Here is a 12,538-nt window from a genome sequence, read left to right as displayed (position 1 = left end):
CCGAAGGTGACAATCGCCCATAGGCTGCCTCTTTATCTGCTGCCCGCCAATCTTCTGATTTCCTGCAGGAACACCTCAGCCGAATCCGGCTTGCCGAGCCGCGAGGAAGCAGCCGACATACTTTCTCTTACTCCAGCATCCTTCATAATATGCGCAATAGACTTAAAGAGGGTCTGTCCGCTCAGGCTCTTCTCCAGAATCATGACAGCCGCCCCCGCTTGCTCCAGCGTTCTGGCATTGGCCTCCTGATGGTTATTGGTCACATTCGGAGAAGGAATCAATACGGAGGGGATACCTAGAGAGGTGATCTCCGCCAGGAAAGACGCCCCCGCTCTGTTCACGATCAAGGAAGTGCATGCAAGCACTTCAGGCATATTGTGCACGTAAGGAAGCACGTGAAGGCAATCCGGCAGCGAGCCAACTTGTGCTCGTATCTCATCGACCGTGCTGTCGAAGTAACCTTCCCCGGTAACATATACAAAATGGACGCCCGGCAGGGATGAAAGTTGCGGTGCCATTTCAATCATCGCCTGATTGATCGCTTTGGCCCCTCTGCTTCCTCCTACCACCAGAACAATGGTACTATCCTCCGGAAGTCCCAGGCTTGCAAACCCCCGGCTGCGGTCAGCCTTCCGTACCGTAGTCGCCCGCGGATTGCCTGTGTAAAGAATATTGCGCGCCTTGGGAAAGGCGGCCTCGGAGCCCTCAAAGCTGACGGCAACCGTATCGGCGTAGCGGCTCAGAAAGGAGTTCGTCAATCCGGGAATGGCGTTTTGTTCATGAATAATGGTCGGGATGCCGAGCCTGGAAGCGGCATAAACCACAGGGCCGCAAACATATCCGCCCGTTCCGACCACTACATCGGGCTTGAACTGCTTAAGCAGCGCTTTGGAAGTACGCACTCCCTGCAGAAAGCGAATCACCGTTTTTACGTTTTCCAGAGAGAGACTCCGCCGAAAACCGGTAATGTCAATGGATTCGAAGGGAAGTTTCTCCTGCGGGACCAGCTTGCTTTCCAGTCCTCTCTTGCCCCCGATATATAAAAATGCGGCGTCCGGGTCCTCCGCCTCACACTGCCGGGCGACGGCCACAGCCGGATAGATATGTCCTCCTGTCCCGCCCCCGCTTAATACGACGCGCATAGAGTTCACCTCGCAAAACGTGATATATTCAATAAAATGCCGAGGGCTGTCAGCATCAGCGTGAGTGAAGAGCCCCCGTAGCTGATCAAAGGCAGCGTGATGCCCGTCACAGGCATCAGGCCGATCACCACACCGATGTTAATCACAACCTGAACGGCTACCATGCCTACGATGCCGACGGCCAGCAGACTTCCAAAAGTGTCCGGGACCGTGAGCGCCGTGCGCATCCCCCGCCAGACAAGAATGAAAAACAGCAGGATTACGGTAAGACCGCCGATAAATCCAAGCTCCTCGGCCAAAATGGAAAAAATAAAGTCGGTTTGCGGTTCGGGCACGTAGCTGTATTTCTGCCGGCTCATGCCGAGCCCGAGGCCGGCCAATCCACCGGGACCAATGGCATATAAAGACTGTATAATCTGGTACCCTGCTCCTAACGGATCCGACCAGGGATCCAGGAAGGCGGTAATGCGCTTCAGCCGGTACGGAGCCGCTGCAACCAGCGCCGCAAAGCCCGCTGCTCCGCCAAGCCCCAAAAGTCCAAGATGCTTCAGGCTGGCTCCGGCGGTAAAAATAATGATCATGGACGCGCCCATCATTACGGTGCCAGTCCCGAGATCCGGCTGCAGCATAATGATGCCGAAGGCCAATCCGGTCAGCGCCAGCGGGGGCAGCAGCCCGTGCACAAACGATTTGATCGGATAGCCCGCACGGCTGAGCCAGCTGGCAAGAAAGAGGATCATGCCAAGCTTCATAAATTCAGAGGGCTGTATGCCGAAGGAACCGATGCCCAGCCAGCTGCGGGCACCACCCCGGACAACGCCAATGCCCGGAATCAGCACCGCAACCAGCAGCACAAAGCAGATCAGCAGCAGCGGCTTGGCGTACTTTCGCCAAATCCGATAGTCTATCGATGCTGTGAACCACATGGCCGCGAGCCCTAGACCAGCAAACAGCAGCTGTCTTTTTACAAAATAATAAGAATCCCCGTATTCGCGGAAAGCGAGCACGGCCCCGGCGCTGTACACCATCACGATACCGATGGCGAGCAAGCCTATAACACAGGCGAAAAGCCATAGATCCGGAGACGGAGGACGAGACTGTTTCATGGAGGAGGCCACCCCTTGCACCGAAGTAGGGGCTTATCCACCCCTCTACTTCAATTTATGCACCGCCTCTTTAAAAATGCGTCCACGCTCTTCATAGGATTTGAACATGTCCCAGCTTGCGCAGGCCGGGGACAGAAGCACAACATCACCGGACTTGGCAAGCGCTGCGGACTTGTTGACTGCTGTGATCAGCGTGGCGGCGGCATCCTCACCATTATCGACGAGCTTGATCTGTTCTATGCCGGCCAGCCGGGCCGCTTCTGCCAGCTTCTCTCTGGTTTGTCCAAGCAAGACAACCGCTTTGACGCGACCCTGCAGCGCGGGAACCAGTTCCAGATAGTCCGAGCCCCTGTCCAAACCGCCGGCAATCAGTACGACAGGCTGTTTAAAGGAGGATAGAGACATCTGGGTCGCCTTGGCATTGGTCGCTTTGGAATTGTTATAGTAGGCTACGCCATCATGTTCGGCAACAAATTCCAGGCGGTGCTCCACTCCCCTGAATTGGGAGAGCGGTCCGGAGAGGGCCGAAAGCGAGGCTCCCGCCGCAATCGCAATGGCGCACGCGGCAAGCGCATTGTCCACATTAAACCGCCCCGGGATGCCAAGCTCCGCAACCGACAGAATCGGATGAACCACCCCTCCGCCATCACGATACACGATGTCGCGCCGGATATCGTCCTCCACGTCCGGCACATAAGGAGGATCAGCATACACGCCCTCCTGCAAACGTTCGGTCAGGGAGAATGGTAGCACCTTGGCCTTCATGTAAGGAACGAGCTCACGGCATACCGGATCGTCCCAATTCAGGACAGCAGTGTCCTCCGGCCGCTGGTTTGCAAACAGCTTTGCTTTGGAGGATATGTAGTCTTCCATGCCGCCATGATAATCCAGATGGGTCTCCGCAATATTAAGCAGACAGGCTACTGCCGGACGGAAATCCCGAGTACCCTTCAGCTGAAAGCTGCTCAGCTCCACGACCATCCAGTTGTCCTGCTCTGCATCTGCCGCCGCCTCACAGAGCGGTGTCCCGATATTGCCGGCCACAATCGGCATCATGCCCGCAGCCTCCAGCAGCCTGCCGACCCAGGTCGTCGTTGTCGTTTTCCCGTTGGAACCGGTAATACCGATGATTGGCGCTTCACAAATATGATAGGCGACCTCCACCTCCGTTACGACCTCGATGCCAAGCTCCAGCGCTCTTTGCACCGGCGGGGCCTTATACGGAATCCCGGGGTTTTTGACCAGCAGCTTAACGCCGGGATGGATCAGGTCGTCCGGATGGCCCCCGCATAAAACGGAAATTCCCAAAGCCTCCAGTTCGGAAGCTTCGGGACATTGTTCCCTCTCTTTTTGATCATTTGCCGTTACGACAGCGCCCGCTCTGTGCAGCACCTTCGCCACCTGGACCCCGCTTTTGGCCAGCCCGAGAACGACGACTTCAAGGCCCTTGTAAGTTTCTGGATGCTTCATGTTCTACAACCCCTTGCTCAGATAAAGTCCAAGTCCTGCGAGAAGCAGCCCTGCTGCCCAAAATGTGATGACTACCCGCCATTCTGACCAGCCTGACAATTCAAAATGATGATGAATCGGGCTCATCTTGAACACACGCTTGCCGCGTGTCTTGAAGGACGTGACCTGAATGACGACCGAAAGCATTTCGATAACAAACACGCCGCCGATGATGAGAAACAGCAGCTCGCTCTTCGTTACAATGGCGATCGCCCCGATCGCCCCGCCGATGCCAAGCGAGCCGGTGTCGCCCATGAACACTTTGGCGGGATGGGCGTTATACACGAGAAAGCCGAGCACCGCGCCAATCATGGCCGCGGCGCAGACTGCCGCCGGCAGGGATGCCTGGATGGCGATGATGGCGTAGGCGCCAAAGGCAATGGCGCTCGTGCCTGACAAAAGCCCGTCCAGTCCATCCGTGAAATTCACAGCATTGCTGATCGCCAGCATCATAATAACGATAAATGGATAATAAAACCAGCCGGTCCAATCAAAGGACCAGGAGGTCCCCGGAATACCGATGGCCGTGCTATGATCATTCTGTATAAGCAGCCAGCACATCATGCCAGCAAAGAAAAGCTGTCCGAACAGCTTCTGGCGCGGCGTCAGGCCAAGGGAGCGCTTGAACACGATTTTGATGTAATCGTCCAGGAAGCCGATCAGTCCAAAACCAAGCGTAGCCACAAGCAGAACATAGAAATCCGTATTTTTAATGGCAGAAAACTTTAAAAAAGTCAGCGTAAAGGCCAGCAGAATGATGATACCGCCCATGGTGGGCGTGCCTGTTTTCTTCAGATGGCTCTGGGGTCCGTCGTCTCTGACCTGCTGGCCGAATTTCATCCGGCGCAGCAACGGAATCAGCAAGGGAGCAGCGATCACCGCCAGTATGAATGATACCCCTATCGTAAGCAGCAGCAGTTGAATATCCATGGTAATCCCCCTTTCCTCCTTATCCGTTCTGCAGCGGATGGTCACACAGCGCATCCACAACGGTTTCCAGTTTCATGCCGCGTGAAGCCTTGAAGAGCACAACATCCCCTGCACGAAGTGTTGCACGCAGCGCCGCAGCCAGATCGTCTTTGCCGGAATAAGCATGTACGCTGGCATGCGCCATTCTCTCCCGTGCCCCCTCAGCAATATGTGAACCAAGCGGTCCGTAGGTGAACAGCAGCTCCACTCCGGCGGATGCGGCATACAAACCGATCTCCCGGTGGAATTGCTCCTCCTGCGGCCCCAGCTCCAGCATGTCTCCCAGTACGGCGACTTTACGATTTTTCCTGTTATAACCTGCAAGCGTATCAATCGCCGCTTTCATGGAAAGAGGGCTGGCATTATAAGTATCATTAAGCAGCGTCAGCCCATTGCCGCAGGAGATGACCTCGATGCGCATGCCGGTAAGCTTCAGCTCGGCCAGCCCCTGACGCATCTGTTCGATGCCAACGCCGAAATGCTGTGCCACTGCCATTGCCGCCAGGCAATTCACTACGTTGTGGCGGCCCAGCAGCGGCAGATTGAACCCCTCCTGGCCGCCCATTCTCGAAGTGAACATGATGCCCTGGTCATGTGTCGTCATGCCTGTCGGGTAATCGTCGTTATCCTGCAGCAGCCCGAAGGTCACGGTCTTCATCGTCTCCGGCCGCTCCGTCTCCGGCTCGGCCAGTATGGCAGGCAGCAGCGGTTCGTCCCCGTTGCAGATCAGCAACCCGCCAGGCTTGAGACCGCTGATGATTTCCAGCTTCGCACGGGCGATCTCCTCCCTGGAGCCAAGCTGCAGCAGATGAGCCTCGCCGATGTTGGTAATCACCACCACATCCGGCTGTGCAATCCGTGACAGCCGGCGGATTTCCTCTCTTCCGCTCATGCCCATCTCGAGAATCGCGATCTGCGTATCCTCCGGCATGGACAGCACTGTCAGCGGAAGTCCGATATGATTATTATAATTCCCCTGCGTTTTATGCACCTTGAAGGTTGTGGACAAGAGTGCATTCACGATATCCTTTGTCGTTGTTTTGCCGTTGCTGCCTGTAATGCCGACAACGGAAGCCCGGGATTCCTTCAGATAAGCCGCTGCCAGCCGCTGCAGCGCCTCCAGGGTATCCTCTACCAAAATGGCGGATCCGGCGGGAGGAGCTCCATGATCCTGCTGCCAGAAAAATGCACCCGCTCCTTCGGCAAGGCAGCTCTCCACAAAAGTGTGGCCATCAAAACGCTCACCGGCAATAGGAACGAACAGCCCTCCCTTGAGCGGGTTTCTTGAATCCGTAAAGACCCCGGTTATTTTTGTAGCGGCCCCGTCGGAGCCGGCCAGCGTTCCGCCGCTCATGGAGGCGATTTGCGCCAACGTTCTATTAATCACTTGTTTATACCCCTTATCGCTTCTTTGGCAACGATGCGGTCATCAAATTCAAGCACCGTTTCTCCGACCAACTGGTAGGTCTCATGACCTTTGCCCGCAATCAATACTACATCGTCAGGGCTTGCCATTTCAATAGCTTTACCAATAGCGATACGCCGGTCGGTAATCAGCTCGTACCGCTCCCGTTCCACCGCATCCTCAATCAGCCCTTTTTCGATATCCAGCAAAATTTGCTCAGGGTCCTCGGTCCGGGGATTGTCTGAAGTTACCAGAATCCGGTCGCTGTATTTGGCGGCGATTTTGCCCATCAGGGGACGCTTCGTTTTGTCCCTGTCGCCGCCGCAGCCGAACACGCAAATCACCCTGCCCTGCGCAAATTCTTTCGCCGTACGCAGCACGTTTTCAAGCCCGTCAGGCGTATGGGCATAATCGACAATGACAGCAAACGGCTGACCGGCATCTACAGGCTCGACGCGGCCGCTGACTCCTGTAACAGATTCGAGACTGCGCTTGACCGCTTCCAGCGGCACATCCTCAAGCAGGGCAGCCGCGATGGCCGCCAGGGCGTTGTAAACGTTGAATTTTCCCACCATGCGCAGCTTGATGTCTGCCGATCCACGGAAGGTATGCACATGGAAGGAAGTTCCTCCCGCACTTATGGAGATATCCGTTGCGCGTACATCCGCCTCCTCCCCTATCCCGTATGTAACGACTTCCGCCGCAGTCAGTGACCTGAAATAGGCGGATGCCGGGTCGTCCGCATTCAGCACCGCATATTTTTGATGCTCTCTGCCAGTCCCGAAGCTGTTGCCCAGTCTGGCAAAGAGCAGGCCTTTAGCCGCCCGGTATTCATCCATCGTATCATGATAATCAAGATGGTCCTGCGTCAGGTTCGTGAAGACAGCGGTGCGAAAGTCGGTTCCTTTTACCCTGCCCTGCTGCAGGGCGTGTGACGAAACCTCCATCACGCAGCATGACACGCCGCGGCCGGTCATATCGCCGAGCGTTCTTTGCAGCTCAACCGCCTCCGGTGTCGTTCCGGATGTCGGGAAGGTCGTTCCGTCATAGCGCATCTGAATGGTTCCGATCAATCCCGTTTTGACTCCTGACTCATTCAGAATATGCTCGATCAGATGGGTGGTTGTCGTTTTTCCATTCGTGCCTGTTACACCAATCATATTCAGCCTTTGGCTTGGCGCTCCGAAAAGGGCATTCGACAGCACGGCCATCGCAAAGCGGGCATCCTTGACGAGCAGTTGGGGAACGTTCACTTCAAGCTCCCGTTCCACAACAAGCGCTGCGGCACCCGCGTTCACCGCCTGCACCGCATAATCATGCCCATCCACAGTAAAGCCGGGCAGGCACAAGAACAGATCCCCAGCCTGGACTTTCCGGGAATCGGCTTGAATGCCCCTGCATTCCACGCTGTCGTCTCCGATGATTCGGGAAGTAATAAGCAGTGCTGCAAGTTGTTGAAGCTGCATAGAAATTCTCCTTTTCAGACATGTCTGCTGTTAACATTATGAACTTTCAGCCCTGTTCCGAAACCGGATTCAGCTACCCGTTTCAGGCTTTTCCTCCTTTGGAGCGTCGCCCATATAAATTCTTATGGCCGAACCGCGCTCCAGCCGCGCTCCAGGCTTGGGAGCCTGACTGATGACTGTGCTGCCTGAACCGGATCTGACCAGCGTAAAGTTCATATTCAGATCTTCATATAAATCCTGCACGGAAGCGCCCACCAAATCAGGTACGGTTTCTATCGGCGTTTCTCCGTATTTGTATTTCTTGGGCACCTGATTGTCGCGCGATGGTACCTTCATGGCGATCAGCGCATCCTCCAGAATGTTCTGCACGATAGGCGCGGCTACCACGCCGCCGAACTGAATTCCCTGCGGATTGTCAACGGCCGTATAAACGACGATCTGCGGATCATCTGCAGGCGCGAAGCCTATAAATGATACGATGTGCTCTGTTGAGGAGTAGCGGCCGTTGATCACCTTTTGCGCCGTTCCCGTCTTGCCGCCGACGCGGTATCCCTCAATAAAAGCGGGACGCCCTGTGCCCTTGGCAACCACGCTCTCCAACGCCTCGCGGACCTGCCGCGACGTTTCCTCGGAAATGACCCTGCGCACAAGCTGCGGCTCTTTCTTCTCCAGCACCTTCCCGGTTTCCGGCTGAATCCAGGCCTTGGCAACGTAAGGCTTATATAAATACCCGCCGTTGATCGCAGCCGAGACGGCGGTCACCTGCTGAATGGGCGTAACCGATACCCCCTGCCCGAACGCGGTGGTCGCCAATTCGACCGGACCGACCTGGGAGGGCTTGAACAGGATGCCATTTTCCTCCCCGCTTAAATCAATGCCTGTTTTGCTGCCAAAACCGAAATTGCGGATATAGTCGAACAGCTTATCCTTGCCCAGGCGCTGGCCAAGCAGGACGAACCCCGGGTTGCAGGAGTTCTCCACGACCTCGAGAAATGTCTGGCTGCCGTGACCGCCTTTTTTCCAGCACCTCAATCTCGCTCCCCCAACCTCGACATGTCCGGGATCAAAAAAGCGTTCATTTTTCAGATCCACCTTCTTCTCTTCCAGGGCCGCCGCCAATGTAATGATTTTGAATGTGGACCCCGGCTCATAGGTCATCCAGATCGGCAGATTGCGGTTATAGATTTCGGGCGCATACTGCTGATACAGCGCAGGCTCGAAAGAGGGCCTGCTGGCCATGCCCAGAATTTCGCCGGTTTTGGGATTCATGGCGATGGCCAAGGCGGAATTGGCCTGAAATTTCGCCATCGCCTGATCCAGCTCTCTTTCCATAATGGACTGTACCGATTTATCGATCGTCAGCTGCAGATTCAGCCCGTCCTTCGGCTCAATATACTTTTCCGCAGAACCTGGCATAAGCCTTCCGCCCGCATCGGAGAGGTAAGCGATGCTGCCGTCCATTCCTTTCAAAAGCTCATCATGTCTCTTTTCTACACCTGTAAGGCCCTGATTGTCTATCCCGGTAAAGCCAAGAATATGGGCGGCCAGATCACCAAAAGGATAGTAGCGCCGGTTATCTTCAGTAACAACGATACCCGGAAGCTCCAAATCACGAATTTGCTGCGCTTTCTCCATCGTAATTTTTCGGCCGCCGGGCTTGATTATTTGGCTTGATGTTCTTTTGGTGATCAGCTTATATATCTCTGCTTCGCTCATTCCCAATACGGAGGCCAGCTTTTGCGCCGTCTTCTCAGGCTCCTTGATCTGGACAGGGATGGCCATCACGGTCGGTGTCGTCACGTTATAAGTCAGGGCCACTCCCTGCCTGTCAACAATTTCTCCCCTTTTGGCCGCAAACGTAATGTTGCGCCTCCAGGAATCCTCCGCACGGGCGGAAAGCTCCGCTCCCTGCCCAAGCTGTACATAAGCCAACCTTACCACAAGCGCGGCGAAAAGCACGAACAGCCCTGCAAGCGCCCATAACAGCCGTTTGCGCAGCGTTACATTGGTAAGCTTCAACCTGCTCCCTCCCTGCGTATCCGTTGTGAGTCATGCATGTCTTTCTTTCATGACTATTCAGATACGGCAGGGGATAGAACAAGCTCTCAGTTAGTAGGTTCTTCTTCAGAAGAGGCCGAATCACCGGCGGTTTCTTCGTTCTGGGATTGCTCTTCCTCCGTAGATCCTGCCCCCTGTTCCGTGCCGTCTTTCTTATCCTCCGTTTCGGCAGACTGCTCCTCATCGGAGTCAGGCACAACGCCCTTAACGGTCTCTTTCGCAGGCTGCAGCTTCAAATATACGACCCGCTTGTCGCCTTCCTTCTGTACCTTCTGGCTGTAAACGTAACCTTCACCTTCAATCTGGACGCCAACCTTCAGCAGATTCAGCAGTTCCAGACTGTCACGCAGCGATAATCCCTTTAAATCAGGAATATTCATCGTGGCAGAATCCTCGGTGATCAGATACATGCGCTGTCCCGGCATCATCGGTGAATTCGCTGCCGGATACGTGCTCACGATCTTGGGACCTTTTCCAATGGTAACATAGGCTGTGCCGCGCTCAAGCAATGCATTTTGCGCGTCTTTCTTGCTTTTGCCTATCAAATCCGGGGCGTTGGTTGTTTTGGACACCGGCGCGTTTTTTTTGCCGTTGTCCGCACCCTCTCCCGTCTTCGGTACTCCCAAGTATTTCAGAGATTGAGACATGATCTCCTTGAACACCGGTCCGGCTACAGAACCGCCGCCGGCATTGGCTACTCTCGGCTCATCGATGACGACCAGCATGGCAATTTTAGGATCGTTAACCGGGGCATAGCCGATAAAGGCTACAATGTCTTTGTTCTTCGCATATTCTCCGTTAACAACCTTTCTGGCCGTACCTGTCTTGCCCGCGACCCGGTAGCCATCGATATATGCATAACGTCCGGTTCCGATCTCCTGGTCGGCAATAACCTGTTCCAGATAGCCTCCGACCTCCTTGGCAGATTCGGCGGAAATCACCTGACGAATCTCTTTAGGCTTGATAACCTGCGTCTCTCCAGTGTCCGGATCCATAATTTCCTTCACCAGATGCGGCTCCATCAGCTTGCCCCCGTTGGCTATGGCCGAAATGGCGGTAATCTGCTGAATCGGCGTGACCTGAACAAGGCCGTGACCATAAGCGGCTGTAGCAATTTCCGAAGCGTATTTGAGCTCACGGATCGGTGAAGGAACCTCTGCCGGCAGATCGATCCCTGTCTTGGTGCCAAAGCCAAACTTGTCGATATAATAGCGCAGCTTCTCGCCGCCAAGCATACGATAGCCCAGGTTAACGAAAGCTATGTTACTCGAACGTTTGACACCGGTCAGATAAGTAATGGAACCGTAAGAGTGCCCGTTATCGCTTATGGGATATCCACCGATGTAGGTCGTCTTGGATTCAAAATAAGCATTCGGGTTGAACAGCTTCTCTTCAACTGCGCCCGCCAGGGTTACGATCTTGAACGTCGAGCCAGGCTCATAAATCGATTGGACAGCATGGTTGACAAAGCTGTTCGCATCGGCTTTATTGTACGTATTCGGATTGAAATTCGGCATGCTCGCCATGCCGAGAATGTCCATCGTCTTCGGATCGGCGGCAATGACGGTCATGCTGACCGGATTGTACTGCTTAACCGCCTTCTTCATGGCTTCTTCGATATAATACTGAATCGTATCATCGATTGTCAGCTTGATATTTTTACCATTCTCAGGGGGCTTATAGGTTTGTTCACCACCAGGCAGGCTGACGCCTTTACGATCCCGCTGATACAGCAGCTGGCCATCCTCACCCTTCAGCTGTTTGTCATAATAAGCTTCAAGCCCCTGCACTGCTTGTCCATCCTTGTTTACATATCCAAGCACATGGGCAGCCATTGTATTTTCCGGATAAAAACGCTTGGTTTCCTTTATCGTAAATACCGCATCGGTCGTCTTGTATTTTGCCTTCAGCTCGTCATCAAAGGCATCGATTTTTTTGGCGAGCTCAGGTTCAATCTTATAGCCTTCAGGACGCAGCTCCCTGTACTCCCGGTAGACTTCTTTATTTTTGCTCCTTATATTCTCGCGGAGCTTGTCCTCTGACATACCGAGCAATTCATGCAGCCTGGCGACCATCTCATCTTCCAGCTTGTACTCCTGAATCATCTTCGGATTTACGACAACCGTATAGGCTGGAGCATCCTCGGCAAGCACATTGCCATTGCGGTCGATGATCGCGCCCCGTGCCGCTGGAAGCACCTGATTCTTGCGGATCAATCCATCAACATCATTTTGCCAATAGGCGCCGTTGACGACCTGAATCAGGAAAATCCGGAACACCAACACAAGAAAAAAGAGGGTTATACATCCCCCTATGAGCAGAGTGCGCAATTTAATTTTTTTTACCATGTTTCAAACCTCCCCCAACCGCAAGGCCCGGTACTTTAATACCTGTGACAATCAGTTTCCCGATCCGTCAGCAGCCGCATTGCCGGAGCTCGTTCCCGTATAGACACGAATGGGCTCCTTGGTCGGTTCTATGTAACCCTGTTCCTTGGCAGTAGTCACGATCTGATTTTCCAGCCGCTCCCTCTGCACCTTCAGTTCCGCGTTGGATGTCTTCAGTTCAGAAATTGCGATTTCCTTGCTGTGAATGGAGGCGCCCAATTGATAGATCTGGGCGTAACGCCCCGCCAGCATCACCATAACGGCAATAGAGACGAGAACAGTCGTCAAATAGAGAAGCTTCTCCCGGATGGGCAGTTCCTTGCGGCGGGTTACAACTTTGGTGGTTTCACGGTAACGCCGCTGCGGGGCCTTTTGCTGGACTTTTTCTTTAACTGCAAGGTTGCCGCGTGTATAAGCCATATCCTCTCTCCTTCCCATTTCAAAATTTATAGAGGTAGTTCAAAAAGTCATCTTTTGATCACGAAGTAAGTCAGGA

At 54.3% G+C, this 12,538-nt stretch carries 9 protein-coding genes; all 9 read right to left on the bottom strand.

Annotated elements, in window-relative coordinates; all coding sequences use genetic code 11:
• Nucleotides 1–32: 32 nt before the first annotated feature.
• Nucleotides 33–1,142 carry an undecaprenyldiphospho-muramoylpentapeptide beta-N-acetylglucosaminyltransferase gene (gene murG / locus ACE5LO_RS02805; RefSeq protein ID WP_375518561.1) on the bottom strand — a complete coding sequence of 370 codons (1,110 nt, stop codon included), beginning with the start codon at nt 1,140–1,142 and terminating at the stop codon, nt 33–35.
• 5 nt (nt 1,143–1,147) lie between these two features.
• Nucleotides 1,148–2,248 carry a stage V sporulation protein E gene (gene spoVE, locus ACE5LO_RS02800; protein ID WP_375518560.1) on the bottom strand — a complete coding sequence of 367 codons (1,101 nt, stop codon included), beginning with the start codon at nt 2,246–2,248 and terminating at the stop codon, nt 1,148–1,150.
• Nucleotides 2,249–2,293: 45 nt separating this feature from the next.
• Nucleotides 2,294–3,718, bottom strand: coding sequence for a UDP-N-acetylmuramoyl-L-alanine--D-glutamate ligase (gene murD / locus ACE5LO_RS02795; RefSeq protein WP_375518559.1), 1,425 nt, complete (start codon nt 3,716–3,718; stop codon nt 2,294–2,296).
• A gap of 3 nt (nt 3,719–3,721) precedes the next feature.
• Nucleotides 3,722–4,687: a phospho-N-acetylmuramoyl-pentapeptide-transferase gene (mraY, locus tag ACE5LO_RS02790; protein WP_375353793.1), complete on the bottom strand. Its 966-nt coding sequence runs from the start codon at nt 4,685–4,687 to the stop codon at nt 3,722–3,724.
• Between the two features lie 19 nt (nt 4,688–4,706).
• On the bottom strand, nt 4,707–6,110 hold the full coding sequence (locus ACE5LO_RS02785; RefSeq protein ID WP_375518779.1) for a UDP-N-acetylmuramoyl-tripeptide--D-alanyl-D-alanine ligase: 1,404 nt from the start codon (nt 6,108–6,110) through the stop codon (nt 4,707–4,709).
• Nucleotides 6,110–7,597, bottom strand: a complete 1,488-nt coding sequence (locus ACE5LO_RS02780; RefSeq protein ID WP_375518558.1) for a UDP-N-acetylmuramoyl-L-alanyl-D-glutamate--2,6-diaminopimelate ligase — start codon at nt 7,595–7,597, stop codon at nt 6,110–6,112. The genes ACE5LO_RS02785 and ACE5LO_RS02780 overlap by 1 nt, the downstream gene beginning before the upstream one ends.
• A gap of 69 nt (nt 7,598–7,666) precedes the next feature.
• Nucleotides 7,667–9,616, bottom strand: a complete 1,950-nt coding sequence (locus tag ACE5LO_RS02775) for a stage V sporulation protein D (protein WP_375518557.1) — start codon at nt 9,614–9,616, stop codon at nt 7,667–7,669.
• Nucleotides 9,617–9,702: 86 nt separating this feature from the next.
• On the bottom strand, nt 9,703–12,003 hold the full coding sequence (locus ACE5LO_RS02770; protein WP_375518556.1) for a penicillin-binding protein: 2,301 nt from the start codon (nt 12,001–12,003) through the stop codon (nt 9,703–9,705).
• Between the two features lie 51 nt (nt 12,004–12,054).
• Nucleotides 12,055–12,462 (bottom strand): hypothetical protein, encoded by a 408-nt coding sequence (locus tag ACE5LO_RS02765; protein WP_375518555.1) that lies wholly within the window; start codon nt 12,460–12,462, stop codon nt 12,055–12,057.
• Nucleotides 12,463–12,538 lie beyond the last annotated feature (76 nt).

This window comes from Paenibacillus medicaginis (assembly GCF_042138635.1).
GTDB classification, from domain to species: Bacteria; Bacillota; Bacilli; order Paenibacillales; family Paenibacillaceae; genus Paenibacillus; species Paenibacillus medicaginis.
Note: the sequence above shows the minus strand (reverse complement) of the source record. Positions and strands in the feature narration are given on the sequence as shown.

What these genes read in the sequence shown, in the direction of transcription:
- mraY (WP_375353793.1), bottom strand. Translation starts at nt 4,687, where the DNA reads ATGGATATTCAACTGCTGCTGCTTACGATAGGGGTATCATTCATACTG.
- ACE5LO_RS02780 (WP_375518558.1), bottom strand. Translation starts at nt 7,597, where the DNA reads ATGCAGCTTCAACAACTTGCAGCACTGCTTATTACTTCCCGAATCATC.
- murD (WP_375518559.1), bottom strand. Translation starts at nt 3,718, where the DNA reads ATGAAGCATCCAGAAACTTACAAGGGCCTTGAAGTCGTCGTTCTCGGG.
- murG (WP_375518561.1), bottom strand. Translation starts at nt 1,142, where the DNA reads ATGCGCGTCGTATTAAGCGGGGGCGGGACAGGAGGACATATCTATCCG.
- ACE5LO_RS02765 (WP_375518555.1), bottom strand. Translation starts at nt 12,462, where the DNA reads ATGGCTTATACACGCGGCAACCTTGCAGTTAAAGAAAAAGTCCAGCAA.
- spoVE (WP_375518560.1), bottom strand. Translation starts at nt 2,248, where the DNA reads ATGAAACAGTCTCGTCCTCCGTCTCCGGATCTATGGCTTTTCGCCTGT.
- ACE5LO_RS02770 (WP_375518556.1), bottom strand. Translation starts at nt 12,003, where the DNA reads ATGGTAAAAAAAATTAAATTGCGCACTCTGCTCATAGGGGGATGTATA.